This is a genomic window from Bacillus sp. ATD, assembly GCF_050585765.1.
Lineage (GTDB): Bacteria > Bacillota > Bacilli > Bacillales > Bacillaceae > Bacillus > Bacillus stercoris.
Genome location: NZ_JBOBQH010000002.1, coordinates 80,923 through 105,347 on the forward strand (window position 1 = coordinate 80,923; position 24,425 = coordinate 105,347).

The following is a 24,425-nucleotide window of genomic DNA, read 5'->3' on the forward strand; positions in this document are numbered from 1 at the left end:
CAATATAACTTACCAACAACACATTTGGTGTTTTTTTATTTATCCTACCTAGTGAAGATCATCTCATTAGGACAAACAGCTGTTACATAGCATTGCCAAGGGGTGATGCATTCTATGAGGTGATAATCATAAGAGGGTCCGCAAGCTGAACAATGTTATTAACGATGGATATTATTGAAAATGGAAATGTTGTAAGGGTGTCGTGTAAGCACAAGCGATCAAGGGGGCAAGCATCGACAGCCAGACCGGAGCCTGCATGAAGAATGCAGGAACGAGGATGCTCTGAAGTTTGACAATGAATGCTTTTCTGGAGAGCTGTTAGAACGTTCGGCTTTGAACTGCTTAAGGGAGGGGGTCAGGAGGGTGTCAGTAAGGCCCCATAAGCCAAATCATCTGCTATGATCCAGACTGTCTTTCTCGGAGAGCATATCAGTGATGACAAAAATGATGTTCCCCTTCGCCTTCTTCCGCTTTTTCCTTCTCTACCCGATAAAACTCATGAAACATCTTCATCAGCGCCCGCTTTTCAATCTGCGATACATTTCGGCTGTCCAAGCATATGTTATAAATTCCGCTGTGTTTAAGTGCGAAGCTTGTAACTGGTTTAAATGAAATCCTGATGTCTAAAGCTTCGGCAATCCGTTCAAAATTAATTTGTTCAGGCTCTGTCATATCAATCTTCCTGTATAAGTTTTCAATCCAATCCTCTAAATGACTGTTTGTATACCTCAAGATGAAAAACCTCTTTAAAGACGACAATTCTAAAAATTGGATTCGCTTAAATATTATAGGGAAATCAAGACTTTTTTTCATAGGAAATTCGTCCAAGTAGATGGGGAATGAATCCATTTAATAAGGACTGTTATCGTAAGTATGATGATTTTAACACGCATCTGGATTTCCCTAGAAAAGTAAAGGTCTTTAGGGATTTATGTCAAAATAATAGTAAGTACCTTATGCAACAAACAGGGAGTTTGGTTGCTTAATAAGGAGGGGGAAGTATGAAAAAAAATATTCACATATTGGGAGCCTCTGGTGCCGGAACGTCAACATTGGGTGCTGCATTATCAAAGCGTTTGCCTCATACGCATCTTGATACTGATAATTACTATTGGTTAGATAAATTCACTAAAAAAAGAGAAATTCCTGAAAGAAAAAGGTTGCTTGAAACAGACTTAACAATAAATGAGAAATGGATTCTTTCTGGTGCAGTGTGTGGCTGGGGCGATAATCTAAAAAGTTATTTTGACCTTGTCGTCTTCTTATGGATTCCACAAGATATACGGCTTGAGAGATTAAGGCATAGGGAATTTCAGCGTTATGGAAATGAAGTGTTAGCCGGTGGCAGTAAATATGAACAATCAAAAGCATTTTTAGAATGGGCTTCTTTATATGACACTGCTGGAATGGAAGTTAGAAGTAAAGCATTACACGAACATTGGATGGCAGATTTATCTTGTCCAGTGCTAAAGATTGAAGGCGATTACTCAGTCAATGAAAGAGTTGACCGTGTCTTGGATTATCTGGATTCTAATTAAACTAACGGATAGCGATAGCTACATAAGAAAATAAATTTAAAAATCAAAGAAAGTACCAGTATGGCATTTACTGAGCTGTTTTTTTATATCGCTATCAGTATGCTGTTGGAGGGGTTAAATATCAATAAAAAATTCTTAAAAAGGTTAATGATTGTACCAATTCTATTCATTTGTTATGTTATATTTTTAAATCCTGAAGTTATACTTGAAGAGAAATGTCCTAATAAGCCTTATAGTTTAACAATCGTAAAGCACGGGACAGGTATATTTGATAAGAAAACTGTTCTAATATATTACAAGATCAACGGAAAAACAGCAGCTGTTGGGGATTTGGTGTTTTTTGAGAATTTCGGCAGGGATATAGATGTTACTTGGGATACGAATACTGATGATGGAACTTGGTGGATAGATAAAAACGTACATTTAACCATGACCTATGCTAAAAATGTTAAGGGGGAATTAGACAAGAAAGATATTGATTTTGATTATGGTACTGTCCAATAATAGTGAAGCAGTTTATTTAAAATAAGAATATACACTAAAAGAACCGCCAGTTGCGGTTCTTTTCTGTTATACAGCTGGTATTAAGTAAAACCAGTCAATGCATATAAGTCCTCCAATCCCTGAAATAAAAAGTAGAACACTGCTCAACTTTGGGTTTGAATAAGACAACAATTGAAGCCGTAAACCGAATACATGAAAAGATCAAAGACCCTCATGCCCCAACAAGAAGGTCGCTGACGGTTTATCATTCAGGACATTGAGTTAACGCTAAGGTTTCAGGAAAATTAGCAGGAACTGTATCAAAAACTAACAAAAGCACAAAATATGTAGAGAGTAGCGTTAAGACAAAGAAAGTACTTAATAGCTGTACTGAAGTTTCCGATTTTAGGCGAAAAATGGACGATGTCCTGATAATTACATAACTAAGGAGAAGCAAAAAAATTAGGATGGGAAAGCAAAAAAGGTAATTTATCAAAAGTAGCACCGGGTAAAAGTATCGGGGGAGATATATACAAAAACAGAGAAAAGTGTCTTCCTGAAGCTAAAAATAGAGTGCGTGAAGCTGATATAAACTATACCACAGGTTACAGAGGGAATGACAGATTACTCTATTCGAATGATGGATTAATATATAAAACAACAGATCATTATAAAACGTTTGTTAAGTTAAAATAATGGAGGACATAATTTTTAATGAAAAAAATAGTTGTAGATGGAAAAGACTTTGAAAATAAAGAAGGGTTACATAATGCACTAAAAGATAAATTAAATTTCCCAGACTACTATGGGAAAAATTTAGACGCTTTATGGGATTGCCTTACAGGGTGGATAGAATTGCCGCAAACTTTAGTTTGGAGAAATTTTGAGTTGAGTAAAAAGTTATTAGGTTCATACGCTGATGATGTATTAGAAGTTTTGCAAGAGGCTCAAGAGGAATTAGAAGGTGAGTTTAAAATAATAGTAGAGTAGACTTTCTTTTTTAGTTTTGTGAATTTGAAAAGAGTACCTTAGCGGCTTTACTTGGGTTCAAGAATGCTTCTGAGGTATTTTATAAATAAGAAAGGCCCTCTTGAAAAGAGGGCCTTTTTTATAATATTAATCCTCAATATTTTCGATTACCTGTCTAACCATCTCATGTATTTGGTCAAACTGCCATTCTATATCACCTATTACTAAATGTAACTGTAGTAATTCAGAAGTTAGTTTTTCTTTATCTTCAATTTGACTTAAATTAGCTAAAATTTTATTCATTCTTTCATCTATTTGCGGAAGTTCTTTAATATTTTCCTCTTCTTCTAAAAGTTCTTCTGTTGAAATTAATGTACTATTATATTTTTCATTTAATTTTTTTAAAGAACTAAAGATTTTATCAATATTTTTCATCTATCTTAACCACCTATTTTAATTTTCTTCCAATGGCATTCTTAGTCTTAACTTCGTTCAATGTTCCATCCAAATTCAACACTACTCTTAAATTTCCTCTTTTATCGAAAACTTCTAAATGATCCTTGTGCAAATTATCTAAATAAAATCTATCGCCTTTTTTCAGATACGGATTATCCAATTTTTTATTAACTTCATAGATTGATTGGCCTTGGAATTGATTTTTTGTTTTTGTAACATTGTTTTTTATAGTTTTTCCAAATCCATCATTAAAAAATTCTTTCATATTCGATACGGATTTAGCTTCACTGGTTATCTTACTACTATTAGCATTCCCCTTAGAACCATGATCAACATCAAAAGACTTTTTAATTTGTTGAATTGTATCTTGTCCAGATTTTTGTAAGTTTAGCACATTTATAGGAACATCGCTAGCTAACAGAAGTTCTTTAGCAAAAGGATTTGGTATTGACTCTAAACCTTTTTTTAAAAGTTTCCCAAAGTCTTTGGTGTCTTTTACTACTTTTTTTGATGCAGATTTACCAACATTTCCGGCACTGTTTACCCCTTTTTTACCCGACTTGCTGATTCCCTTCTCTGCGACTTTCCCGACCTTTGAAACGACGGACCCACTCTTTGTAACAGCACCACCGCCGCCTGATATGAATAGGCTGGCTACATTCAAAGTGAAATATGTGGTGTAGTGCGATTGTGAATACATATCTCCGTGTACAAAGTTTTTGTCCCAGCTTTCTTTTACCTCATCCCAAGTAGAATCCCAGGCTTTTTTATAGTCGAATTCAAAAACGGACTTTATCGTTCCTTTTGGATCTAAACCGAGATCGATCCCGAATTTTGCAATTCCTAAAAGTCCTTCACCAGTTTCCTTCGAAAAATCATAATATGCCATTTGTTTGCCTTTATAGTATTCATATACTGGACCTAGATATTTTTTACCCGCTGCATCTATAGGGGCTAAATATTCTTTAACCGTCTTCTCTGTATCATCTATACCGGCTAATAAACCTTCATATACACCGTCAATCTGTTCTTTCAAAATATCCTTGGTCGCTCGAAGAGGATTATCCCAAAACTCGAGGGATTTAACATACTCCTGTTGTTCAGTGGTGAGGTTGTCGTATCCAATCTCTTTAGCAACTTTTAGATACTCGTCAGGATCATCAACCAACGTATTGAGCTTTTTCTGTAATTCTTTGATTTCCCGTTCTTTTTCTTTTTTCTTCTTAAACGTCAAATAAGCTTCCGTTCGCTTCTCAATATCGCCTTTTTTCTTATGTATATCACTCTCACGGTACGCCTTGGCGTTGTAGTGGATGGGCGTAGCGTTTTTGCCTTTGCCAGTTGCTTCTTGGAGCTTTTGGAAATCTGACTTGATGAATTGTTCATTTGGTTCCGACATAGCATATTCTGTCAGTAAATCTTCGTCAAGGTCACCTAGTTTTTCAATTGTTTTTTTACGTTTATCATTGGCATCCGCAAGCTCATCTTTGAAGGTTTCTGTTGAAAACAAGTCGAGCGGGAGGATGTCGTCAATGTCGTTTAAGATATCTTTCATGGCTTTTTTCTGCTCAGACATGATGGACTTTGATTTTTTATGGGCGTTAGCCAGTTCATGTTCTAAAAAGGATTCTTCAATATAAGCATCAGAGAGACCTTTGTCCTCGACAGCTCCGGCAATGCTGTTAAAAAATGCGATTTTCATGTCAATGTAATCGATCCATTGATCGGTGACACCAACATGATCGTGATAGAATGCTTTAATGTTATTAGCGCCTTTACCTGAGAATTCGCTGTCGTCAAGTTCAGCGACGCTTTGTAAAGCTTTTCTCAAGTTGACCATTTGCGTCCTTAGTTCTTTATATTCTTTGGCGCGGTCTGTAGCTTCAGACATAAGTGTTTTAGCTTCAAAGACTTTCATAATCATATCCTCTCATTTAATTGTATAATAAAATATTACCATGGAAGAATGATGAAACTAATCTAAAATGATCTTGATTAATCATATCAAAGATACCGAATAAAAAGTTTGCGGTTTTTTTGCGGTTCAAACACTTTTTTGAAATGTTAGAAGATTATATAAAAAGACATAAAAGGAGGGGTCCTGTGAATCCGGTTTTATCATCGTCAGAAGTTGGCGTGAAAATCAATGAATGGTATAAAATGATACGTCAATTCAGTGTTCCGGATGCAGAGATTTTAAAGGCAGAGGTGGAACAAGAGATCAATCAGATGGAGGAAGATGAGTATTTACTTATTTACTTCTCTCTAATGAAATTCCGTCATCAGCTTATGTTAGATTATTTGCAACCAGTTATAACAAGAATCAGGCCAACTATTGATGAACTGCTTGAAAAAATAGAAGCATCCAATAAGGGGATAACTGGTCTGTTGTCTTACTACTCTCTTTTTTTTCGTGGAATGTATGAGTTTGATAAGAGGGAATATGTCAAAGCAATTGGTTTTTATCGAGAAGCAGAAAAACACCTTACTCATGTTAATGATGATATTGAGAAGGCGGAATTTCATTTTAAGTTGGCTGAAGCTTACTATATTATGAAGCAAAATCATATCTCGATGCACCATGTTAAACAAGCGATGGACATTTATAATCAATATGAACTTTATAAAGTGCGAAAAATACAATGTCATTTCGTGATATCTGGAAATTACGTTGATTTTAAACATTTCGAGAAAAGCCTGCCGCACCTTGAAAAAGCCTTAGAGTTATCCAAACAATTAGATCGCAATGAAAGGCTGCTTAGCTCGGCTTACTACAATCTCGGAAAGAATTACGCAGATTTAGGAATAAATGATAAAGCAGATCATTTCTTAAATGAGGCTGCCAAGGTATCAGAAAGTGCTAAGTTGAGCAATTTACCACATTCACTGTTTACATACGCTAAATTTCTTTTTAAGCAAGGGGAAACAAGTGAAGCAATAAAAATGAGTAAAAAGGGTTTATTAGCTGCAATATCTCAAGATGATAAACTTTTTGTGTCCCTGCAAAAGTATTTGGAAGCACTTTATATTAATGCAGTAGATCAAGTGGGAATCAAAAAAACGATTGATTACTTAGAAAGAAATAAGAATTATGCGTATGTGGAAGATATCGCAATTGATACGGCTGAAGTTTTTGCAAAATCAAAGGAATTTGAAACATCATATGTTTATCATCAAAAAATGCTTGAAACGCAAAAACAAATTCAGAGGGGAGAATGCCTGTATGAATTTTAAAAAGAGCGTAATCATTATTCTTACTGCAGTAACTTTAAGTTTAGGTCTCGTTACTACTTTTACTGTTGAGCAAGGTATTGCATATCATCAACTTTCTGACCGAAATCAAACATGAAAACTGATTAAACCCTCTTAATTGAGGGTTTTTTATTAAGGTAGTAGGGCACCACAATATAAATTTTCGGTGTGACCACAATAACTTTTTGGTTCTGAAGGAAGATCTCTCAATGGTGAATTAAGCAGTATTAAGAGATTAGTTTATTAAAATTCACTTTGTTGATGCAGACAGTGCTTCAACTGGTGGTTTCAAAATTGCAGGAGATCAAGTTAGAGACTAAAGGAAGAGCGGAACCTTCCTTTTTTTATTTGGATGGATTGAAAATAGTGCTCATTTTCGGCCGAAATGAATATAAAATAGCGTCAATGAATGGAAGGTGTCAGTAAGTAATAATTGTAACAGAAACAACAAAATCTCTTGTTCCTGTTAATACATCCAAGTATGAGTGAGAAATGCAGACTTATTAAAATCGCAATTTGCCCTGAGAATTTGTAGCGGATTTCTTTAATTGACGTACCCAAATAAAGTGTCGGATCAGATAAAAGGTAGTTATCAGGGCAATCATTAATAAAGTCCATAAGGATGAGAAAGATAGGATAATCAAAAAACAGATAATAAGTATTATCGATAAACTCTTTGAAAACTTTCCAAGCAATAATTTATATGCAGACAAAACACCACAAATCGCATTACTAATAAAGAAAGCGTTAGCGATTCCAACTATTTGTTCAACATTAATGAGATGTAAAAATAAAAGAATAAAAACAAAGGCATGAACTATTGTTAATAAACCAATAGATCCAATCGGTATATTGGTTTTGGAGCGGTAAGAAATCAAGGTCATTTTTTTAGTCTCCGAAGCTATTAGACGTGATACTCCACCAGTAACTAATAGATATGTGCTCATACATAATATTGTTGTGATAAAAGCCATTGTCGGGTAAGCAAACGTTCCGAGCATTGGAATTAAAATAATCGTTAATTTTAAGTGAGTATGTGCGTGATGTAAGTCAATCCATTGATAAGCAGCAGCTACAACAATACAAACCGTTGTAATGACAGCTGAGCTTATTACTATTGCTTGGGGAATCGTTCTATTTCTGTTTTTGACATCCAAACTATAATTACCTATAATTTCCCAACCTACTAGAGTCCAAAAAAGCAAAAGAATACTGTAACCAAAGTCATCAAGATGAAATGGGGTTTTAATAAAAGCTTTATCTTTCGTATGGAGAATTGAACTAATCCCTCCACTTAACAATACTACTGTGGCGGCTGTGGAAAATATAAATGACACTTTTCCGACAGAAGAGGTATTCGATAATAGAATGAATAAACAAATCATCATAAGAATGATTCCAAATATCTCTAAGGGCCAATCATTATTTTTGAATAAAGCCTTGAGGTATTGACTGGCTGTCATGAGAACAGCAACTGGTCCCATACTGCCCGCAATAATAAAAAATACAGAAGTTAATTGTTTTATATGCTGTCCAAATGCAAGCTCAATTGTATGTGCAACACCAGATTCATTTGGAAATTCAACACTTAACTTTCCAAACAATGAAGCAAATAGAAAACTAATGATTATCATAATAAACCATGCGAAAACAGCATAATCCCCAGTCTTTCCAAAAATGATTGGTGGTAGCAAAATGATCCCAGATCCCAAAATAGGTCCGACAATTAATCCGCTTAAAAGTACGGGACCAAGTTTTCTTTCTCTCACTTTTCATTCCATCCCTTCCTAAACGTGTTTTACGTTCATATTTCAATTGTAATTTGTTTCCTTTCATCAGTAAAATAGATATATATGATCTTTTCCATCGGAATTAGTAATGTTTAAAGGGGGAGGAATGATGGAAATACGGCATTTAAAAACATTTATAACAATAGTGGAAAAGGGAGGATTTACAAAAGCAGCTGAATATTTGGGTTATGCCCAATCAACCATAACGTCACATATTAAAGATATAGAGCAAGAAATAGGAAAACCGTTATTTAATCGTTTTGGGAAGAAAATGCTGTTAACTGAAGTGGGAGAACGTTTGTTTCCTTACGCTAACGAAATGATCAGGATTTCTGAAAAAGTAAAACAAATACAATTAAGCGATGAACCTATGGGGAATCTCGTTATTGGTGCCCCGGAATCTTTAACGGTTTACCGTTTACCTCAAATTATTCACGAATTCAAAAAGCTTTTTCCTAAAGTGAAAGTAACTTTAAAATCATCGACGTGCTGGGAATTAAAAGATGATCTCCGAAATGGGAAGGTGGATTTAGCGTTTCTGTTGGAGTATGAACAAGAGGAATCTGATTTATATATAGAAAAACTGATAACTGAGCCAATGATATTGATATTCCCTGAACAGCATCAGTTAAAAAATATTTCATTTGATGATTTTTATTTTTCATCTGATGAAGTGATTTTATATACAGAACATGGGTGCAGCTACCGTACTTATTTTGAAGAGTATATGAAACACCAAGGACTGGTTTCGGAGAATACCTTTGAATTCTGGAGTGTTGAGGCTATAAAGCAGTGCGTTTTGTGCGGTTTAGGAATTTCACTATTACCGTTGATCACTGTACAAAAAGAGTTAAAAGAAAACAAATTAAGTGGATTAATTATGGATGAAACACGTATTATAACGCAGATGGCATATCATAAAAAAAGATGGCTTTCCACAGCGATGGTTGAATTTATGAATATAGTAAAAAAACATGCGGAATTATGGGAAAAAACCAGACTTTATAGTCAATGATCTTTAAAATCTTACTTCATTCTTACGCCAGAATAAATAATTGTAAGCACCTATAATCTAAACAAACGTTGATATATAAAGGTTTTGTAACAGAAAGCACAGTTCAGCTTTTTTATTGAAGACCTAGTGGTGTTGAAAACCGATGATCAAAACCATCGGTTTTTTTATTTGTTTTCATACTCATTGAAAATCACCTCATTAGGACAAATATAGTTATTACATAGCATTGCCCAAGGGCGATGCTATGTAAAAGGTGATAATCCTCGAGGGACCGCAAGCTGAACAATGTTATTAACGATTGCTATTATTATTTAATAACAATGGAGATGTATGTAAGGGTATCGACCGAGGAACAAGCGATAAAGGGGGCGAGCATCGACAGCCAGACCGGCGCCTGCATGGAGAGCAGGAACGAGGATGCTCTGAAGTTTGACAATGAATGCTTTTCTGGAAAACTGTTAGAACGTCCGGCTTTGAACTGCTAATAGGCGTACTACTTTTAATTTGCAAAGGGATCACAAAGGTATTATCAACGTGACAGATGGTGTCGAACGAAGATAACTCCTTGAAAATCTACGTCTTGGGGTGCCTACGTAAGTGCCGGGACTACATTTAACAAATCACTGATATTTGTAGAATACGAGAGGGTTGTAGACATTCTTAATAACGAATTGACAACGACGAAATTGTTAAACAATGACATATGGGGAATTCTTGTTTACCTACTATTCACGTGATAAATCAGTTTCGGTTGAATTGGACAATAACTCACTCACAAGCCTAACAGTAGAGAAAATAAGAGTTTCAGAAAAACAAAAATTGTCCGTGTACTTGATGCAATTAATAGTGACCTTACATCTCTTTTGAAAGCATTGATCGAGTTTCGCAAAGCGAGCGGCAGCGACGTTCCTGCTACAAATGACGGTCTTCAGTTCGTGAAAACGTTGATTTTCAATACTTGAGTGTTCTTTAGGATAACGGAGGCATTACTGTTTTTGATTCAGAGAATGACATTACAATTGCTCTGAATAATGATCGAGACAGCTTTTTATTAACCAGTTCAACCAATCGATGTATATGGAAAATAACACCTCAACATTGAGGTGAAATAAAAATAGTATTAAATAGCGCAAAACACCATTTCCGGTAAGAAGGCAGGCTGTTTCTTGATGGAGAAGAAATGGCCCATATCAAAATGTTTGAAGACAACGTGGAGAAAACAAATTCGAGGGGTAATTATCATGTCCCGTTTGCACCGGTATAAAACAACCGGTGCAAACGGGACAGGGACAGCTACTTTTTATAAGATGACCTCTCAATTTGTTTTTATTAAGATGGACTATGTGAAAAAGAGAAGTGATCCTTACTTCACTTTACAAGCTGTTCTGGAAGACGCATCTTCAGATCGTAACCTTGTATGAGATGAACTTGGAGAAAATGGCTGGGCTTGATGTTGATTTAGAAGCAAGTACCTTTGAGGACTTTGGTGTTCCGAAGCAGTTAAAATCAACATTCTAATCACTTTCACAAAATCTCGAAATAGATTACGAAAAGCTTGCGTAAAAAATCACGAAATTCTGACGAGATATTCACGAAAAAATGTGGTAAGATTACGTTAGAAGTAATCCAACTGAACAAGATTAAAATATGAATTGTATTTCTTTCAAAAAAATGCATAAAATAAAAAATACCGGAGTGCTGCAACACTCCGGCCAGTACAAATGCTGGCTCCTCATTGGAGAACTGGCTATAGGTGTATTTAGTATGGACCTCCCCTAGAAGTTTCTCAGGCCTCAAAGGGTGGTCTATTTCTTTTTGTCTATATACGTCAACAAAGCGAGAATAAACATTCCCGTTCCAAGCATTAGGCTTAGGGCTTGAAATGTTGACATAGGCATCACCCCCTTTTAGGGGATTTTAGCCAGCAGACTACCTTTGAGTTAGCCGTGCAAATGGTACAGGAATAATTATACACTGGACAACTATATTTGTGGTTGTCTTTTTTGTTGGATTAAAATTGATTTTAATTTCAAAGGTGACTGATCAATATGAGTGAAAAACAAAACGAAAAAGTATACGACCTTTCATTCTTTATGCCAGGACAACCAATTGAAGCGAAAAAAGTAAGCGTGCTTATGTCTAAGCGGATTTAGACAAGCAAGGAAAGGTAATACCATTTGGTTCAAAGCTATTACCACAGAACGCGTTGGTGAGCTAGAGATAGAAAACAAAAATTACAATAAGTATAAAAAATTCGTGAGCGTGTGAAAGAATTAGCCAGCCGACGCTATTATGCTCGCATTGCAGTTGAAACAACTGTTTATCTGTTTAACGTTAAGGAACGGGAACTACGTGAAAAACAGAAGATGAAGATCCAGGAGAAGTTGCAACTCGTACTCTATTGAAGCAGTTAACGTGATCTTGTCGGCGGTGAGTATGCGAACTTGCTTAGTTCAGCAAGTTCGCATACTCACCAGTTTTGATGAACAGATATAGAAAGCTGGAGCAGCTCTAAATTTCTACCCGGATAAAGGAGCGAAACATAATGGCATAGATTGCATTTTTGGACTGAAAACAGCAGATGCAGTTAGACGATTCCAGTTAATGCATGGGCTTTCTGTCGAGGTATTTATGGACTAAGACTAGAGCGAAACTTGAGTTATTTATTGTTGATTCAATACTTCATCAGAAGGTTGATACTTCAGTTTTTTAACTAATTTATCATTGATTGATACTTCATTTCCATCCACAACACCTGAAAACGTAACTTTTTTGTTAGAAGGATCGTAGTGAAAAATGTAATAGTTGTTTTTGTCAGTTTCGTTCTTTACATAAACAGTTTTAAAGAATCCTTTAGGTGCGTTCAAAGATTTAAACATAGGGTAATCCTCTGATTTAATCTCTTTTTTTGGAATACCATAATCAGCAATATACTGATCGATCTTAGCTTCAGCTACTTTTCGATTGTTAAAATGAACAATTAGGGTGATGCCTCCGATAATAATAATTAGAGCTAATAGAATAAGAGTTATTTTTTTCATATAACGGTCCTCCAATTTAATATCTGTGAACTGAAAAAAATTAGGATTTAAACCAACGGTAATAACGATACCACATTTTAGCTGTCTATCCCCTTAAAATTTCCTTATCGTACTAAAATAATAATTTAGGAAAGTTTTTAAGGGAGATAGGCATATAGGTCTGAAAGAATACTTTATTCATATGGTAAATCAATGTATAAAACAGATTATTCTAAAACATCAGTTGATAAATTCAATGTTATGAGCAATTTTGAAAAGAAAAGGTTATATAAATTCTTCCAAGTCAGATATAGAGAAGCACTAAAAAAACAATTTAATGAAGAGCAACTTATTTTTATTATGCGATAAAAACCTTTGAATTTACAGAAATATTGGAAGAGAAAAAAAGCATTGTCATCATGTCAAATAATCAAATATTAATTTCATATTACTTAAAAGATGGGCAGTTTGGAAAAGAGGATATTGAAAAATTAAAAGAAATGGTCGATGAACAATACTGGTTTCAAAATTATCAATTTAATATTGTATACTGATAATTTACAAAGTGATTTAGATAACAGTATTAGGAAATATTTAATTCCTAAATACGCAAAAAAAGAAAAACAAAGGGACTCTTATATGGATTTTTATAGAAAGAATACATTAGCTGGACTATCTATTGTTAGGGACATTCCTGAGGTCCTTGAAGAAATTAAAGATTATTTAGTATTGCGAATAGAAGAAATGGAGGAAGAATTTGAAGATCAAGAAGAATTTGAAGTTGAACTTTAATTAGATGATTTTAAATATTTATTGCACTTTGGAAAATGACAACTGAATATGAGGGAATAGTGGGCGTGGTATGCGTCAGAGAAGAAACCGATGATCCAAACCATCGGTTTTTTTATTTGTTTTCATACTCATTGAAAATCTCTTCATTTGGACAAACAGCTCCTACATAGCATTACCCATCGAGGGACCGCAAGCTGACAAATGCATTAACGATTGCTATCATTATTTAATAAAACTCTATAGGAAGGAGATCCAGGGTGATAGCAATATATGTAAGGGTATCGACCGAGGAACAAGCGATCAAGGGATCCAGCATTGACAGCCAGATCGAGGCCTGTAAAAGAAAGCAGGGACTTTGTGCTGAAGTATGCCGATGAAGGATTTTCTGGGGAGCTTATCAGTGATAACAAAATGATGTTCATAACTCTTTTATATATTCTTTCTCTATTTCTTTTAAAAGAAACTTTAGTAAAATAGAGAAAGCCGGAACATGAGATCCGGCCTCTTCTGCATTATTTCCCCTTCGCCTTCTTCCGCTTTTCCTTCTCTGCCCGATAAAACTCATGAAACATCTTCATCAGCGCCCGCTTTTCAATCCGCGATACATAGCTGCGCGAGATCCCGAGTTCTTTGGCAATCTCACGCTGCGTTTTTTCCTTCTTCAAATCAAGTCCAAACCGCCCGACAATCACTTCCTTTTCACGGTCATCTAAAATGTCAATGTATTGTTTCACTTTTTCAAGCTCCATATTGAGCTGGATCGTGTCTATCACATCTTCGTTTTCTGATTTCAAGACATCAATCAGGCTTATTTCATTCCCTTCCTTATCCTGCCCGATCGGATCGTGAAGGGACACATCTTTTTTTGTTTTTTTCAATGCGCGCAAATGCATGAGGATTTCATTATTAATTACAAAAGGGGGGTGCACAGATTTCCCGTAACAGTTTGATTAAATAAAGGTTGAGTCAGCTTCCTGTAATAAATGCTCAAACGTTTCTTCGCAAACGAAGGGGATACCTTAAATAACCAAGCTATATTTTCAATTGCATGTGATTGTATGTAAGGAAGGTTGATATTACGCAACATGAAAGTTGGAATGCAAAAGTGATATGTAAAATAATTCGACTGCCACTCTAAATAATCAGTCCAAGTTGACGGCATTGTTTTTTTATCACCTTCATGTCTATATATATGGCAAAATTCATGAGCGAAATCATACCATTGTTCAGTTCGGCTTTTTCGGCTGTCCAAGCATATATTATAAATCCCGCTGTGTTTAAGTGCGAAGCTTGTAACAGGTTTAAACGAAAGCCTGATATCTAAAGCCTCGGCAATCCGTTCAAAATTAATTTGTTCAGGTTCTGTAATATCAATCTTCCTGTATAAGTTTTCAATCCAATCCTCTAAATGACTGTTTGTATACCTCAAGATGAAAAACCTCCTTAAAGACGACAATCTAAAAATTGGATTCGTTAAATATTATAGGGAAGGTACAACTTTTTTCATAGGAAAAACGTCCAAAAGATGCAGGGGTATCCAAATAAATTGGATTGTTAAACGGAGTTTCTTGGTTGGAGGGAGTTAATATCAATAAAAAATTATTAACAAGGTTAATGATTGTGCCCATTTTATTCATCTGTTATGTTTTATTTTTAAATCCTGAAATTATATTTGAAGAGCAATGTCCTAATAAGCCTTACAGTTTAACAATCGTAAAGCACGGAACAGGTATATTCGATAAGAAAATTGTTTTAATATATTACAAGATCGACGGAAAAACAGTAGCTGTTGGAAATTTGGTGTTTTTTGAGAATTTGGGTAGGGATATAGATGTTACTTGGGATACGAACACTGATGATGGAACTTGGTGGATAGATAAAAGTGTACATTTAACCATGACTTATGCTAAAAATTTTAAGGGGGATTTAGACAAGAAAGATATTGATTTTGATTATGGTACTGTCCAATGATAATGAATCAGTTTATTTAAAACAGGAAATACAATAAAAGAACCGCCAGTCGCGGTTCTTTTGTTTTCAGATTCAAACTGATTTAAGAGCAGATTTTTCTTTCCTTACAAATATCATGATCCCGGGGATGATCATAAGTATAGCTGGTATTAAATAGAAACAATCAATACATATAAGTCCTCCCCCTGAGACAAATAGTAGAACACTGCTCAACTTTGGCTTAAATAAGACAACAATTGAAGCTGTAAACCCAATACATGAAAGGACCAAAGATACCCATGCCTCAACAAGAAGGTCGCTTGTCATTTCAAAGTATCTAATTAAATGAAAAAATAAATCAAGATAGGCGATAACTAAAGCAAAAATAGACGCTACAACACCCAATAGGCTCCCTGTCAAACTTAAAAAAAACTCAATGTTTCTCTTCACAATAAACGCTCCTTATGTAATCAGGCCACTTCATTTTTATATATGAAAATGTAAAAGAAACATAAATGAAAATATAAATGAGAAAAACTACAAAAACCCTTGCCACGTAAGGGTTTGTATGGGATTCAAAAGTCACTTTATAAATGAGGGTATGATTGAGATATAAATGAGAATCTAAATCTTATTAGTAAACAGAATTAAACATAATAAACAGAAATAAATAATAATAAACTAACTGCGTTTATTTATCTGATTTCCGTCTTTCCTTTAATTGCTCCGTTATAATCTCCAAAGCAGCCTGTAGAATTTCATCAGTTACTTCACCGTCTTTAGCTGCAAGGAATGTTTCAGGATCGTTTAATACTTTTTTTGCATCGTCAGTGATTATATTGGATGATTTATCTTTTCCTCTTAAAAGGTAGTCTGTAGATACATCAAAAAAGTCGGCTATTTTAATTAATGTTTCGTAATCAGGTTCGCGAGTGCCTTGTTCATAATTAGCAAGTTTTCCTCTTGAAAAGCCTAATCTATCTGCGAGTTCATATTGGCTTAGACCTTTTTCTTTTCTTAAAGCTGCTATCCTTTTACCTAACATATACACTCACTCCTTGTTATTAATTATAACTTGGAAACTAAGCGTTTCTACATTTAGAAACAAAAAGTTTCTAAAAACACTTGACGGACACGTTTTGTGTCCTGTATATTAAAAATCGTAAAAGGAAACAAAACGTTTCTAAGGGGGTGTTATGAGTGGAAAGAGAAGTTTTGTTTTCCTTACGTGGAAACACGTCAAGAACAGTAGTTGCTAATGACTTAAACATAACTCCACAGATGCTAGGGGCTATTGAAAGAGGGGATAGAACTCCTTCCTTAAGTCTGGCCAAAAAGATTGCAGACTATTATGGAACAACTGTAGATGAAATTTTTTTTACTCAAATCAGACACAAAATGTGTCCTGAATATAAGACAAGGACAGATAAGGGGGCTTAATTATGAAAGTCATCTTGAAAAAAGGACCGCTGTTTGAACAGGCAGAGGCCAAAGCTTACAAATACCTCAGTAGCATACTTGTTCAGCGCATGAATGAACACCAAGAGAAGCTTGCACAACAAAATAAAAAGGAATCAGCCTAAGTCATTTATAAACAGCATGGTCTTTTAACTTCAATTTTAAAACTGAAAACTCAATATATCAGGAGGCAAACATATGGAGAACAACCCATACAACATGCGGAATTTACCGCAGATTATGCGTAGTGCCCGAAAGGCTGCAGGTCTTTCCCAATACCAAATCGGCAAGTTAATCGGAGGTAAGGATCAAAGGTATGTTTCAGATGTTGAAAATGGACTTGCCAAGCTCACTCCAGAGTTATGTATCAAGTGGTTTGAGAAGTGTGATGCCTATGAACATATTGATCTTGTCCATTACTTATTTAAACTTCATCCCACAGCCGCTGCTCCTATTGATCCGGCACTTAATGAATGTGCAAGTAATGCGGTGATTAATATGGTTCACCAATTGGAGGAAGCATTACAAGCAACCAAACATTTAGCCCGTTGGCTTACGGATAACCGGCCAGGTAAAACAGAAGAGCTGCCGATGGCAGATATTAAGCAGATTTTTGATTTGATTGCGGCTAACAAAACATTAATTTATTCACTTGTTCGCACTCACGGGTTGAAAATGCAGGAGCTTGCAGATAGGTGGACACGGAAAGCTTTAGTTGATCAAGTTGCTATGGCAAAACAAGAAGGAAGGCAGGTGGTTTCAGTATGAATACAAATCATTTCTTGAAGGCAGATGTTCCTATCGCAAAAAGAAAAATCGAATCAGCAGAAGAGTTAGCAATCATGCTGTCAGAGGCATTGCGTGATGGTGATTATGAAGAAGCGATTAGTCTCGCTGGAAGCATCAAGGTTCTTACTGAGGATATTAGCCGGCTGGCAAACAAAGGACAGCTTTATGAAACAGCATTGAAAATGCAACAGCGAGGCATCAACTTAACAGTAGTGAGCAGGTGTATAGGATGATAGTTCATTATGTTCATAAGCCGGCAACTGCTCTGGAAGTTCGTAAATGGTGTGCGATGATTCGTAACAATAGTGAATTCCATCTGTTATGGGATAGACGTGCAGACAAATTCAGAGAGGAGAATATGAATGGTCGAAAACCCAATGGTCATAAACAACTGGCACGATAAGCTGACTGAAACGGGTGTGCAAATAGATTTTTACGGTGATGAAGTAACTCCAGTTGATGATTATGTAATTGATGGCGGCGAAATCATTCTCAGAGAGAACTTGGAAAGATATCTAAGGGAGCAACTTGGTTTTGAATTTAAAAATGCGCAATAAAAAAGCCCACTCGGCAAAGTGGACTTCTTTAAAGGCTATCTAAAAAAACTCATGTGCAAATATTTTATCAGATAGCCTCAATAAAAACAATGGGGGTTAGGTGGTATGACAAGCAAACGGGCTGAGGTTCTTGCTAAGACTTCTGAAATGAGCCGTGATGAATGGCTTATTGAAAGAAGAAAAGGAATTGGCGGCTCAGATGCATCCATTATCTTGGGGTTAAACAAGTGGAAGACACCTTTTGAATTATGGTTAGACAAAACAGGACAGGTCCCTGTTAGTGAATCGCAAAGTGAAGCTGCTTACTTTGGATCATTGCTTGAAGACATTGTTGCAAAAGAATTTGAGATACGTAGTGGCAAGAAGGTTAGACGTAAAAAAGCAATACTCAGACATCCGGAACATGATTTCATTTTGGCTAATGTAGATCGGATGATTGTTGGTGAAAAAGCGATCCTTGAATGTAAAACAACCTCTGCCTACAACTTAAAAGAATGGGAAGACGAAGAAATCCCCGAGAGCTATATTGTTCAGGTCCAGCATTATCTGGGTGTGCTTGGACCTGAATATCAGAAAGCTTACTTTGCTGTGCTGATCGGCGGGAACAAATTTGTCTGGAAAGAGATTGAGAGAGACGATGAGTTAATTGACATGATCTTTGAAGCAGAGATTGAGTTCTGGAATGACAAGGTCTTAGGTGGACAAGCGCCTGCTTTAGATGGTTCAAGTGCTGCGGAGGAATACCTCAAAAAACGATATGCCGAAACGGAAAATAACAAAGCTATTGATTTAACTGGGGCTAATCGAGAACGTATTCAACAATACTTGCTTCTTAAAGAACAGATCTCAGAACTCCAAAGCCAGGCAAAAGAATTAGAGAACCAGATCAAACATGAAATGAAGGACGCAGAGTATGGGTTTATCGGAAACTATCAAGCTTGTTGGAAGCCTGTTGTCTCAAATCGAGTTGACACGAAAAAGCTCAAAGAGCAGTTTCCGGATATTTACGAGAAGGTCAAAAAGGAAACTCATTTCAGACGTTTTGCAATCAAGGAGGTTAGCTGATTATGGCTACTAATCAATCAATTAAAAACAACATCCAAAAGAAGCAAAAAAACGCACCTGTGCAACAACAAGGAGCAACCATGAAAGGGCTACTTTCCTCACCATCCGTTATTAAGCGATTCGAGGAAGTGTTAGGGAAGAGGGCTACACAGTTTACTGCTTCTATCTTAAGCCTTTATAACAGCGAGCAGATGTTACAGAAAACAGATCCTATGAGCGTTATCTCATCTGCAATGGTGGCAGCTACACTCGACCTTCCTATAGATAAAAACTTAGGATATGCCTGGATTGTTCCTTATGGAGGAAAGGCTCAATTCCAGCTTGGATACAAAGGATACATACAGCTAGCCTTACGAACAGGCCAATATAAATCCATCAATTGCATACCGATTCATGAAGGCGAATTGGAGAAGTGGAATCCGCTGACTGAGGAGATCGAGATTGATTTTGAAAAACGAGAATCAGATGCGGTAATTGGTTATGCAGCTTATTTTGAGTTGATAAATGGTTTCAGAAAAACAGTGTACTGGACAAAGGCACAAGTGGAGAAACACAAAAAGAAATTCAGTAAGTCTGATTTTGGATGGAAAAATGATTGGGATGCGATGGCTCTTAAGACTGTATTAAAAGCAGTTTTGAGTAAGTGGGGGATTCTCTCTGTGGAAATGCAAAAAGCCGTTATTGAGGAAGATGAAACAAGGGAACGGATTGACATTACCAATGAAGCGGATAGCTCAGAAATTATTGATTCCGAGCCTTCAAATAAAGACGAACCGGAAAAAACAAGCGAACAAGAAGCTGATCCTTTTGACGGCAAGCCTGTAGATATAAAAGTAGATGAACTTCCGTTCGATTGAGGTCGGCATCCGTGACATAACTGCACTCTGTGAAAGGAAGTAGGTGATTGACTTGGACATCAAAGCAATGGGGTATGTGGTCATACCCCGACTACCATTCAAAGAGTTTAGGGATGAAAAAATCTATGATCACTTGTTCAAAAGAGCTGAATACAGGCCAAATCAAGAGTTAGAACTTGGGCAGACGATTATCAAAGTTGTAGAACTTGCAAAAGACTTTAATTGGTCAGCTGCTCAGATTAAATACTCACTAGACCGAATGGAGAAACAGGGATATATCAAATTGGACCGTCTTCCACAAAAAAGAGGGTTCATCGTCACCATACTTCATTATGCAGACTACATACAGTTAGGAAATTACATGAAGAAAAAAGCTTTGGAACCAGCTGAGATTGAACATCAGGAGGTCGATGACAAAATGAAAAATGCCTTTGAGCTATATGAAAACAAAGTTGCTCGGTCAGTCGGTCCTATAGAGGCACAGCGAATTGGATACATGGTCGACGATTATGGTGAAGAAAAAGTGATGGAGGCTATCAAGACAGCGTTTCAGCTAAAGGGGAAATCAGTAAGTTTGTCATATGTTCAAGCCATCTTATCAAATCCATTCACTCAAAAGAGAAAGGAGACACAATATGGCTATAAACAAAGCAGTCAGTATAGACACCGCATTTCAAACGATCATGCAGGAGCTTCGGGAAAAGTCAGCCCGCTTTTTGGGAACAAAACAGGCCGTATCCGAAGAAAAGGCTGAATTTGATTGTCCTTATTGTAAGGATCGTGGAATTGTCGTTTATCGGGTCCATAAGGACACTTCTTGGCATTTAGATGAACAGTTAGACCTTATGGTTCCAGACGATATGGTACCTGAAGATGATTTTCTGTTGGGGAAGGTTTGCTCGCCGGACAAAGCTAGTGAATGGAAAGATACTTATTCAAAACAGTGTGAATGTGTGAGACGAAAGAAAATTGCCAGACTCATGGCAGCTAGCGGCATTACAGAAGAGTTTGAAAAGCTTCTCTTTGGTAACTTCATCACGGGCGGTAAGCCAGACATGATCAAGGACGCTTATGAGTGTGCAGTGGAATACTATAAAGATTTTCAAAAGATCAAAGGAGAACGGCAAAACAGTATCGCATTACTTGGACAGCCAGGTAGCGGTAAAACTCATTTGCTCACGGCGATAATGAATAATCTGATCAAGAAAAAATCAGTACACTGCATGTATTTCCCTTATGTAGAGGGCATGGGTGATTTGAAAGCTGACTTTGACAATTTAGAAGCAAAACTCGATGCCATGAGAAAGGTCCAAGTTCTATTCATTGATGACTTATTCAAACCAATAAACGGGCAGCCAAGGGCAACCGATTGGCAGGTTGAACAAATCCAGTCAGTCTTGAACTATCGGTATTTAAATCACAAACCTTTGCTGATTTCTTCGGAGTTAACAATCGATGAGATTTTGGATATAGACGAGGCTCTTGGTTCACGAATTCACCAGATGTGCCGTGATTACATAGTGATTATTAGAGGCGATCGAATGCAATTAAATCATAGGTTAGGTGATTGGGAATGAAAAAGAAAACTGATATAAAAGCAGCTGATGGACTTTATATATTCGGACCTCTAAGTCCTACAGAAGGTAAAGATCTTACGCCAACTATCCGTTTACTTGAGGAAAAAATAAAGCAAATGGAGCGGATGCTGAGTGCTTAAAGCAGTCGTGTCTCTGCTGGCAATTTTACTCTCGGCATCGAGAATAGAAAAAGAAATTGAGCTATGGGAACAGCTTGACGGGAGGTAAAGAACAGTTGGATTGCATTAAGTTCACTGTTTATGGAGAGCCAGTCGCACAAGGACGGCCGCGTGGATCAATACGAAATGGGAAATTGCATATGCGAGATCCAGCAAAATCAAAGCACTTTAAGCAGTATGTCGCATTGGTTGCGTCCCAGTATCGGCCAAAAACAGTTATTACTGGTCCTGTCTCAATGGATGTCAAAGTGTACAGACCAATGCCCCAATCAGTTTCAAACTCATCAAAGAAGAAAGAGAAAGCTGAAAAGGGTCTTCTGCGGCCGACTACAAAGCCCGACGTTGATAACTATGTAAAGGGTGTAAAAGACGCTCTGAACCATCTGATATATAAAGATGATAGTCAGGTGGTGGATTTGAAAGTCAGTAAGTTTTATAGCGAAGAGCCAAGGGTGGAGATCAAGATAAACGAGGTTTCTGTCTAAAAATAAAAAACACCGAAGCGCTTAGCCTCAGTGTTCTTGATATGAACTGGTACTTCTATCATAACACAGGGGGCGCTTTGAGTGTACAATCCAAGAGAAATAAACATCAAAAAAGACTTCACTATTCAGCAGAAGATTGATCCAGGAAAAGTTCAGATTATCGTTTTAGATGGGAATCAGGGAACTGCTCATGTCTTAGATGCTCCGGTACACGGTAAAACGGTTATTCAAACTGTAAAGGGGAGCTTTGCGCGGGTTGATCATGAGATAGGATACAAAGTCAGGTAAGTTATTGAAGGGGTGGCTACTTAGGCATTGCAGTGTTTTTTTATTCTACAGGATTGCGGTTCTGCGGGAGATAGGAGACGAATTCTTTAAATTTCATACAACAACCTTAATTGATTTCAACTAAAATTTAGTATATTTTTAAGAAGGAATTTTTACATGAATTGCATATATACTTTTAGTATAGAAATTTTAAGTTTATAAAAGGTGATACTATGTACAAGTTAAAAGACATAGATCTAAGGAGAAGCCTCTTAGATGTATTATATACAGAATGTGAAAATGAACAAGATACTCGCATTGTAAATGAAATGGGTATACTTTATGGAAAGTCTAGAGTGGATGTGGCGGTTATTAATGGGATTAGACATGGTTATGAAATAAAAAGTGAAAGTGACACATTAATAAGATTGCCGTCTCAAATCTCTCACTATAACTTGGTTTTTAATAGGATGACAATAGTCGTTTCTAAAAATTACCTTGATCAAGTAAAGGAGTTAGTTCCTAAATGGTGGGGAATTATTGTTGTTTATAATAATAAAGGAATTCCGCGACTTAAAAGGGTTAGGAAGGGAAGGGAAAATAAGAAATTAGATCCTATGTCAATCTCGCAGTTATTATGGAAAGAAGAAGCATTAGACATTCTGAAAGAAAAGGGTTTACAAAGAGGTTATCTAAGTAAACCCAAGAATGCGATATTGAACTATTTAGCAGAATCACTGGGGTTAGAGGAACTTCAACAGGAAGTTAACTCTAAATTGAAACAACGAGAGAACTGGATAACTGGGAAGCAACATATTCAAGGTGATGATTTACATTTACAGTAACCCAAGAGGTTGGGTTTCCTCTAGAACTTTCAGGGTTAGTAGCGCGTTCATATATGAAATTATCGCCATAGGAGAAGGCTGCACCCATGTATGCTGGATTAGATATAACATCCTGCGCTAAAGCTTTGGTTTGACCAAAGCCTTCTCCACTTGCTTTAACACCTGATCCTCTATAAATTAAAAATTCTGATTTTGTGGTGTATTTAATTGCTGGAGCCATGTCCATTATTCTTGGGTCAAAATCAGTAGAAGTCATAGGGTTAGTGATTGTATAATCACCGAAACTTGGGATTCTTGCGAGATTTAGTTTTAAAAGTCTTTGATAAGTTAGCCATTCAACTCTCGGAATTGAACCGTTATTTTTAGTCGGAACTTTTTTACTTAACTGCACAGGGAAGGAGGTACCGCAAAATGTAATGGTTCTCCAACTATTTAATTTGGGGAAATTAAGTAAAATTTGAATTAACTCATCTACTACTTGATCAACTGATCTGGTTGAAATATCTTTAAAATCTAAAATAATGTCTACATTTTCTTCGGTTAGACCGAAATATTCAAGTTCATCAGTTATATCAGAAGATAATGTTTGTAAATCACTTAAATCATCGGGAGTTAATCTGATACAAAGACCTCTTTTATACTGATCTATTAACTCCTTTAAAACAATGTCGTATTGTTCTTCAGTATTGTATCTATAGAAACTATACACGGGTATACAATGAGTTCCTGCCATTTCTACTGATGAGACGATATATTTTAAAGGGTGAACGTCTCCGTCAATAAAAGTATCATTTTCGACACTAGAATATAGAGAATCAACATCTACAAAAATTGGGTCTTCTTTTGACCACGACTCTTCAATACTTTGCTGAAATCCAGATAGGTGGTCCTCAATAGTTTTGTTTTTGTCGGGTGATTGAATTTCTAATAAAGGTGTTATGTCTTGTTTGCGATGTAGGTGTTTAAGTGCGTTTCTTTCGCCTTTTTTCCATTTTAAAACAGGTACATAGTGCTTTTCGTCAAACATGTTATAACCTCCATTTTGTTTAGGATAAAAGTAATACGATAAAGGAAGAAATAG

33 protein-coding genes and 7 pseudogenes are annotated in these 24,425 nt (G+C 36.2%); 29 read left to right on the forward strand and 11 right to left on the reverse strand.

Annotated elements, in window-relative coordinates; genetic code table 11:
* Positions 1 to 471: 471 nt before the first annotated feature.
* Positions 472 to 732 (reverse strand): annotated as a pseudogene (locus tag ACQXR1_RS04730) (ImmA/IrrE family metallo-endopeptidase); the annotation flags it as partial.
* Positions 733 to 1,001: 269 nt separating this feature from the next.
* Between ACQXR1_RS04730 and ACQXR1_RS04735 the strand changes: the two are divergent.
* The 4 genes and pseudogenes from ACQXR1_RS04735 to ACQXR1_RS04750 all read left to right on the forward strand — a co-directional run bounded on the left by ACQXR1_RS04735 (position 1,002) and on the right by ACQXR1_RS04750 (position 3,011).
* Complete coding sequence (locus tag ACQXR1_RS04735; RefSeq protein ID WP_430771806.1) at positions 1,002 to 1,538, forward strand: AAA family ATPase; 537 nt, start codon at positions 1,002 to 1,004, stop codon at positions 1,536 to 1,538.
* 60 nt (positions 1,539 to 1,598) lie between these two features.
* Entirely contained in the window at positions 1,599 to 2,042 is a 444-nt protein-coding gene (locus ACQXR1_RS04740) for a hypothetical protein (RefSeq protein WP_326273198.1), read from the forward strand.
* Positions 2,043 to 2,534: 492 nt separating this feature from the next.
* Positions 2,535 to 2,717, forward strand: a pseudogene (locus ACQXR1_RS04745) (ribonuclease domain-containing protein); the annotation flags it as partial.
* Positions 2,718 to 2,735: 18 nt separating this feature from the next.
* A complete protein-coding gene (locus ACQXR1_RS04750) occupies positions 2,736 to 3,011 on the forward strand; it encodes a barstar family protein (protein ID WP_326273200.1) in 276 nt (91 codons plus the stop codon).
* Positions 3,012 to 3,137: 126 nt separating this feature from the next.
* Here the strand turns inward: ACQXR1_RS04750 and ACQXR1_RS04755 are convergent, their stop codons facing one another.
* Entirely contained in the window at positions 3,138 to 3,425 is a 288-nt protein-coding gene (locus tag ACQXR1_RS04755; protein ID WP_326273202.1) for a hypothetical protein, read from the reverse strand.
* Between the two features lie 13 nt (positions 3,426 to 3,438).
* The gene (locus ACQXR1_RS04760) at positions 3,439 to 5,364 is read right to left on the reverse strand and encodes a ribonuclease YeeF family protein (RefSeq protein WP_326273204.1); all 1,926 of its coding nucleotides are present in this window, start codon (positions 5,362 to 5,364) and stop codon (positions 3,439 to 3,441) included.
* A gap of 185 nt (positions 5,365 to 5,549) precedes the next feature.
* On the opposite strand from ACQXR1_RS04760, the gene ACQXR1_RS04765 reads away from it, so the two are divergent.
* The gene (locus ACQXR1_RS04765) at positions 5,550 to 6,680 is read left to right on the forward strand and encodes an aspartate phosphatase (protein WP_430771807.1); all 1,131 of its coding nucleotides are present in this window, start codon (positions 5,550 to 5,552) and stop codon (positions 6,678 to 6,680) included.
* A 521-nt stretch (positions 6,681 to 7,201) separates the two neighbouring features.
* Here ACQXR1_RS04765 and ACQXR1_RS04770 read toward each other — a convergent pair.
* Positions 7,202 to 8,467: an APC family permease gene (locus tag ACQXR1_RS04770; protein WP_430771808.1), complete on the reverse strand. Its 1,266-nt coding sequence runs from the start codon at positions 8,465 to 8,467 to the stop codon at positions 7,202 to 7,204.
* A 130-nt stretch (positions 8,468 to 8,597) separates the two neighbouring features.
* On the opposite strand from ACQXR1_RS04770, the gene ACQXR1_RS04775 reads away from it, so the two are divergent.
* The 4 genes and pseudogenes from ACQXR1_RS04775 to ACQXR1_RS04790 all read left to right on the forward strand — a co-directional run bounded on the left by ACQXR1_RS04775 (position 8,598) and on the right by ACQXR1_RS04790 (position 10,924).
* On the forward strand, positions 8,598 to 9,503 hold the full coding sequence (locus ACQXR1_RS04775; RefSeq protein ID WP_430771809.1) for a LysR family transcriptional regulator: 906 nt from the start codon (positions 8,598 to 8,600) through the stop codon (positions 9,501 to 9,503).
* Between the two features lie 326 nt (positions 9,504 to 9,829).
* Entirely contained in the window at positions 9,830 to 9,988 is a 159-nt protein-coding gene (locus ACQXR1_RS04780) for a recombinase family protein (protein WP_289707684.1), read from the forward strand.
* A 16-nt stretch (positions 9,989 to 10,004) separates the two neighbouring features.
* A pseudogene (locus tag ACQXR1_RS04785) lies at positions 10,005 to 10,605 on the forward strand (phage tail sheath C-terminal domain-containing protein); the annotation flags it as partial.
* A gap of 67 nt (positions 10,606 to 10,672) precedes the next feature.
* Entirely contained in the window at positions 10,673 to 10,924 is a 252-nt protein-coding gene (locus ACQXR1_RS04790; RefSeq protein WP_430771810.1) for a phage tail tube protein, read from the forward strand.
* Positions 10,925 to 11,308: 384 nt separating this feature from the next.
* Here ACQXR1_RS04790 and ACQXR1_RS04795 read toward each other — a convergent pair whose 3' ends face one another.
* On the reverse strand, positions 11,309 to 11,401 hold the full coding sequence (locus ACQXR1_RS04795) for a putative holin-like toxin (protein WP_221626017.1): 93 nt from the start codon (positions 11,399 to 11,401) through the stop codon (positions 11,309 to 11,311).
* A 150-nt stretch (positions 11,402 to 11,551) separates the two neighbouring features.
* Between ACQXR1_RS04795 and ACQXR1_RS04800 the strand changes: the two are divergent.
* Both ACQXR1_RS04800 and ACQXR1_RS04805 read left to right on the forward strand, forming a co-directional pair.
* A pseudogene (locus ACQXR1_RS04800) lies at positions 11,552 to 11,904 on the forward strand (phage tail assembly chaperone); the annotation flags it as partial.
* Between the two features lie 167 nt (positions 11,905 to 12,071).
* Positions 12,072 to 12,143: a hypothetical protein gene (locus tag ACQXR1_RS04805; RefSeq protein WP_430771971.1), complete on the forward strand. Its 72-nt coding sequence runs from the start codon at positions 12,072 to 12,074 to the stop codon at positions 12,141 to 12,143.
* Positions 12,144 to 12,166: 23 nt separating this feature from the next.
* On the opposite strand, the gene ACQXR1_RS04810 is transcribed toward ACQXR1_RS04805, so the two are convergent.
* Positions 12,167 to 12,544 (reverse strand): hypothetical protein, encoded by a 378-nt coding sequence (locus ACQXR1_RS04810; protein ID WP_430771811.1) that lies wholly within the window; start codon positions 12,542 to 12,544, stop codon positions 12,167 to 12,169.
* Between the two features lie 486 nt (positions 12,545 to 13,030).
* On the opposite strand from ACQXR1_RS04810, the gene ACQXR1_RS04815 reads away from it, so the two are divergent.
* From ACQXR1_RS04815 to ACQXR1_RS04825, 3 genes and pseudogenes are all read left to right on the forward strand, one after another.
* Positions 13,031 to 13,315 carry a hypothetical protein gene (locus ACQXR1_RS04815; RefSeq protein WP_430771812.1) on the forward strand — a complete coding sequence of 95 codons (285 nt, stop codon included), beginning with the start codon at positions 13,031 to 13,033 and terminating at the stop codon, positions 13,313 to 13,315.
* Between the two features lie 166 nt (positions 13,316 to 13,481).
* A pseudogene (locus ACQXR1_RS04820) lies at positions 13,482 to 13,654 on the forward strand (hypothetical protein); the annotation flags it as partial.
* Positions 13,615 to 13,714 (forward strand): annotated as a pseudogene (locus tag ACQXR1_RS04825) (recombinase family protein); the annotation flags it as partial. The pseudogenes ACQXR1_RS04820 and ACQXR1_RS04825, both read left to right, overlap by 40 nt.
* A gap of 113 nt (positions 13,715 to 13,827) precedes the next feature.
* Here the strand turns inward: ACQXR1_RS04825 and ACQXR1_RS04830 are convergent.
* Together ACQXR1_RS04830 and ACQXR1_RS04835 are read right to left on the reverse strand one after the other, a co-directional pair.
* Positions 13,828 to 14,226: pseudogene (locus ACQXR1_RS04830) on the reverse strand (sigma-70 family RNA polymerase sigma factor); the annotation flags it as partial.
* Positions 14,226 to 14,744 carry an ImmA/IrrE family metallo-endopeptidase gene (locus ACQXR1_RS04835; protein WP_430771813.1) on the reverse strand — a complete coding sequence of 173 codons (519 nt, stop codon included), beginning with the start codon at positions 14,742 to 14,744 and terminating at the stop codon, positions 14,226 to 14,228. The pseudogene ACQXR1_RS04830 and the gene ACQXR1_RS04835, both read right to left, overlap by 1 nt.
* A gap of 143 nt (positions 14,745 to 14,887) precedes the next feature.
* Here ACQXR1_RS04835 and ACQXR1_RS04840 point away from each other — a divergent pair, with 143 nt between their 5' ends.
* Positions 14,888 to 15,286 (forward strand): hypothetical protein, encoded by a 399-nt coding sequence (locus ACQXR1_RS04840; protein WP_430771814.1) that lies wholly within the window; start codon positions 14,888 to 14,890, stop codon positions 15,284 to 15,286.
* Between the two features lie 72 nt (positions 15,287 to 15,358).
* Here ACQXR1_RS04840 and ACQXR1_RS04845 read toward each other — a convergent pair whose 3' ends face one another.
* Together ACQXR1_RS04845 and ACQXR1_RS04850 are read right to left on the reverse strand one after the other, a co-directional pair.
* Positions 15,359 to 15,715 carry a hypothetical protein gene (locus tag ACQXR1_RS04845; RefSeq protein ID WP_430771815.1) on the reverse strand — a complete coding sequence of 119 codons (357 nt, stop codon included), beginning with the start codon at positions 15,713 to 15,715 and terminating at the stop codon, positions 15,359 to 15,361.
* 241 nt (positions 15,716 to 15,956) lie between these two features.
* On the reverse strand, positions 15,957 to 16,310 hold the full coding sequence (locus tag ACQXR1_RS04850; RefSeq protein ID WP_021480133.1) for a helix-turn-helix domain-containing protein: 354 nt from the start codon (positions 16,308 to 16,310) through the stop codon (positions 15,957 to 15,959).
* Between the two features lie 155 nt (positions 16,311 to 16,465).
* Between ACQXR1_RS04850 and ACQXR1_RS04855 the strand changes: the two genes are divergently transcribed.
* The 14 genes from ACQXR1_RS04855 (at position 16,466) to ACQXR1_RS04920 (ending at position 23,344) form a co-directional block, all read left to right on the forward strand.
* A complete protein-coding gene (locus ACQXR1_RS04855; RefSeq protein ID WP_430771816.1) occupies positions 16,466 to 16,705 on the forward strand; it encodes a helix-turn-helix transcriptional regulator in 240 nt (79 codons plus the stop codon).
* 2 nt (positions 16,706 to 16,707) lie between these two features.
* On the forward strand, positions 16,708 to 16,848 hold the full coding sequence (locus ACQXR1_RS04860; RefSeq protein WP_017697589.1) for a hypothetical protein: 141 nt from the start codon (positions 16,708 to 16,710) through the stop codon (positions 16,846 to 16,848).
* A gap of 73 nt (positions 16,849 to 16,921) precedes the next feature.
* Positions 16,922 to 17,491 carry a helix-turn-helix domain-containing protein gene (locus ACQXR1_RS04865; protein WP_430771817.1) on the forward strand — a complete coding sequence of 190 codons (570 nt, stop codon included), beginning with the start codon at positions 16,922 to 16,924 and terminating at the stop codon, positions 17,489 to 17,491.
* Positions 17,488 to 17,745 (forward strand): YqaH family protein, encoded by a 258-nt coding sequence (locus tag ACQXR1_RS04870; RefSeq protein ID WP_032722183.1) that lies wholly within the window; start codon positions 17,488 to 17,490, stop codon positions 17,743 to 17,745. Before ACQXR1_RS04865 ends, ACQXR1_RS04870 begins: the two co-directional genes overlap by 4 nt.
* Complete coding sequence (locus tag ACQXR1_RS04875) at positions 17,742 to 17,915, forward strand: hypothetical protein (protein ID WP_125825444.1); 174 nt, start codon at positions 17,742 to 17,744, stop codon at positions 17,913 to 17,915. Before ACQXR1_RS04870 ends, ACQXR1_RS04875 begins: the two co-directional genes overlap by 4 nt.
* Positions 17,875 to 18,069 (forward strand): YqaI family protein, encoded by a 195-nt coding sequence (locus ACQXR1_RS04880; RefSeq protein WP_041055602.1) that lies wholly within the window; start codon positions 17,875 to 17,877, stop codon positions 18,067 to 18,069. Before ACQXR1_RS04875 ends, ACQXR1_RS04880 begins: the two co-directional genes overlap by 41 nt.
* 105 nt (positions 18,070 to 18,174) lie before the next feature.
* Positions 18,175 to 19,134: a YqaJ viral recombinase family protein gene (locus tag ACQXR1_RS04885; RefSeq protein WP_430771818.1), complete on the forward strand. Its 960-nt coding sequence runs from the start codon at positions 18,175 to 18,177 to the stop codon at positions 19,132 to 19,134.
* A 2-nt stretch (positions 19,135 to 19,136) separates the two neighbouring features.
* Positions 19,137 to 19,991: a recombinase RecT gene (locus ACQXR1_RS04890; protein WP_430771819.1), complete on the forward strand. Its 855-nt coding sequence runs from the start codon at positions 19,137 to 19,139 to the stop codon at positions 19,989 to 19,991.
* Between the two features lie 76 nt (positions 19,992 to 20,067).
* A complete protein-coding gene (locus ACQXR1_RS04895; protein ID WP_322393680.1) occupies positions 20,068 to 20,745 on the forward strand; it encodes a DnaD domain protein in 678 nt (225 codons plus the stop codon).
* Entirely contained in the window at positions 20,627 to 21,568 is a 942-nt protein-coding gene (locus tag ACQXR1_RS04900; protein ID WP_430771820.1) for an ATP-binding protein, read from the forward strand. The genes ACQXR1_RS04895 and ACQXR1_RS04900 overlap by 119 nt, the downstream gene beginning before the upstream one ends.
* The gene (locus ACQXR1_RS04905; RefSeq protein WP_225514167.1) at positions 21,559 to 21,708 is read left to right on the forward strand and encodes a hypothetical protein; all 150 of its coding nucleotides are present in this window, start codon (positions 21,559 to 21,561) and stop codon (positions 21,706 to 21,708) included. Before ACQXR1_RS04900 ends, ACQXR1_RS04905 begins: the two co-directional genes overlap by 10 nt.
* A 95-nt stretch (positions 21,709 to 21,803) precedes the next feature.
* The gene (locus ACQXR1_RS04910; protein WP_430771821.1) at positions 21,804 to 22,232 is read left to right on the forward strand and encodes a RusA family crossover junction endodeoxyribonuclease; all 429 of its coding nucleotides are present in this window, start codon (positions 21,804 to 21,806) and stop codon (positions 22,230 to 22,232) included.
* An 81-nt stretch (positions 22,233 to 22,313) separates the two neighbouring features.
* A complete protein-coding gene (locus tag ACQXR1_RS04915; protein WP_069703854.1) occupies positions 22,314 to 22,520 on the forward strand; it encodes an XtrA/YqaO family protein in 207 nt (68 codons plus the stop codon).
* A gap of 212 nt (positions 22,521 to 22,732) precedes the next feature.
* Complete coding sequence (locus ACQXR1_RS04920; protein ID WP_069703855.1) at positions 22,733 to 23,344, forward strand: sce7726 family protein; 612 nt, start codon at positions 22,733 to 22,735, stop codon at positions 23,342 to 23,344.
* On the opposite strand, the gene ACQXR1_RS04925 is transcribed toward ACQXR1_RS04920, so the two are convergent.
* On the reverse strand, positions 23,271 to 24,371 hold the full coding sequence (locus ACQXR1_RS04925) for a beta family protein (protein ID WP_061573736.1): 1,101 nt from the start codon (positions 24,369 to 24,371) through the stop codon (positions 23,271 to 23,273). The two genes, ACQXR1_RS04920 and ACQXR1_RS04925, sit on opposite strands and share 74 nt — an antisense overlap.
* Positions 24,372 to 24,425 lie beyond the last annotated feature (54 nt).

Bases quoted from the DNA above. Each gene is read 5' to 3' on its own strand.
- ACQXR1_RS04760 (WP_326273204.1), bottom strand. From the start codon at position 5,364: ATGAAAGTCTTTGAAGCTAAAACACTTATGTCTGAAGCTACAGACCGC.
- ACQXR1_RS04775 (WP_430771809.1), top strand. From the start codon at position 8,598: ATGGAAATACGGCATTTAAAAACATTTATAACAATAGTGGAAAAGGGA.
- ACQXR1_RS04850 (WP_021480133.1), bottom strand. From the start codon at position 16,310: ATGTTAGGTAAAAGGATAGCAGCTTTAAGAAAAGAAAAAGGTCTAAGC.
- ACQXR1_RS04740 (WP_326273198.1), top strand. From the start codon at position 1,599: ATGGCATTTACTGAGCTGTTTTTTTATATCGCTATCAGTATGCTGTTG.
- ACQXR1_RS04900 (WP_430771820.1), top strand. From the start codon at position 20,627: ATGGCTATAAACAAAGCAGTCAGTATAGACACCGCATTTCAAACGATC.
- ACQXR1_RS04920 (WP_069703855.1), top strand. From the start codon at position 22,733: ATGTACAAGTTAAAAGACATAGATCTAAGGAGAAGCCTCTTAGATGTA.
- ACQXR1_RS04885 (WP_430771818.1), top strand. From the start codon at position 18,175: ATGACAAGCAAACGGGCTGAGGTTCTTGCTAAGACTTCTGAAATGAGC.
- ACQXR1_RS04795 (WP_221626017.1), bottom strand. From the start codon at position 11,401: ATGCCTATGTCAACATTTCAAGCCCTAAGCCTAATGCTTGGAACGGGA.
- ACQXR1_RS04875 (WP_125825444.1), top strand. From the start codon at position 17,742: ATGATAGTTCATTATGTTCATAAGCCGGCAACTGCTCTGGAAGTTCGT.
- ACQXR1_RS04755 (WP_326273202.1), bottom strand. From the start codon at position 3,425: ATGAAAAATATTGATAAAATCTTTAGTTCTTTAAAAAAATTAAATGAA.
- ACQXR1_RS04810 (WP_430771811.1), bottom strand. From the start codon at position 12,544: ATGAAAAAAATAACTCTTATTCTATTAGCTCTAATTATTATTATCGGA.
- ACQXR1_RS04815 (WP_430771812.1), top strand. From the start codon at position 13,031: ATGAACAATACTGGTTTCAAAATTATCAATTTAATATTGTATACTGAT.
- ACQXR1_RS04860 (WP_017697589.1), top strand. From the start codon at position 16,708: ATGAAAGTCATCTTGAAAAAAGGACCGCTGTTTGAACAGGCAGAGGCC.
- ACQXR1_RS04890 (WP_430771819.1), top strand. From the start codon at position 19,137: ATGGCTACTAATCAATCAATTAAAAACAACATCCAAAAGAAGCAAAAA.
- ACQXR1_RS04880 (WP_041055602.1), top strand. From the start codon at position 17,875: ATGGTCGAAAACCCAATGGTCATAAACAACTGGCACGATAAGCTGACT.
- ACQXR1_RS04750 (WP_326273200.1), top strand. From the start codon at position 2,736: ATGAAAAAAATAGTTGTAGATGGAAAAGACTTTGAAAATAAAGAAGGG.
- ACQXR1_RS04865 (WP_430771817.1), top strand. From the start codon at position 16,922: ATGGAGAACAACCCATACAACATGCGGAATTTACCGCAGATTATGCGT.
- ACQXR1_RS04790 (WP_430771810.1), top strand. From the start codon at position 10,673: ATGGAGAAGAAATGGCCCATATCAAAATGTTTGAAGACAACGTGGAGA.
- ACQXR1_RS04780 (WP_289707684.1), top strand. From the start codon at position 9,830: ATGTATGTAAGGGTATCGACCGAGGAACAAGCGATAAAGGGGGCGAGC.
- ACQXR1_RS04870 (WP_032722183.1), top strand. From the start codon at position 17,488: ATGAATACAAATCATTTCTTGAAGGCAGATGTTCCTATCGCAAAAAGA.
- ACQXR1_RS04735 (WP_430771806.1), top strand. From the start codon at position 1,002: ATGAAAAAAAATATTCACATATTGGGAGCCTCTGGTGCCGGAACGTCA.
- ACQXR1_RS04925 (WP_061573736.1), bottom strand. From the start codon at position 24,371: ATGTTTGACGAAAAGCACTATGTACCTGTTTTAAAATGGAAAAAAGGC.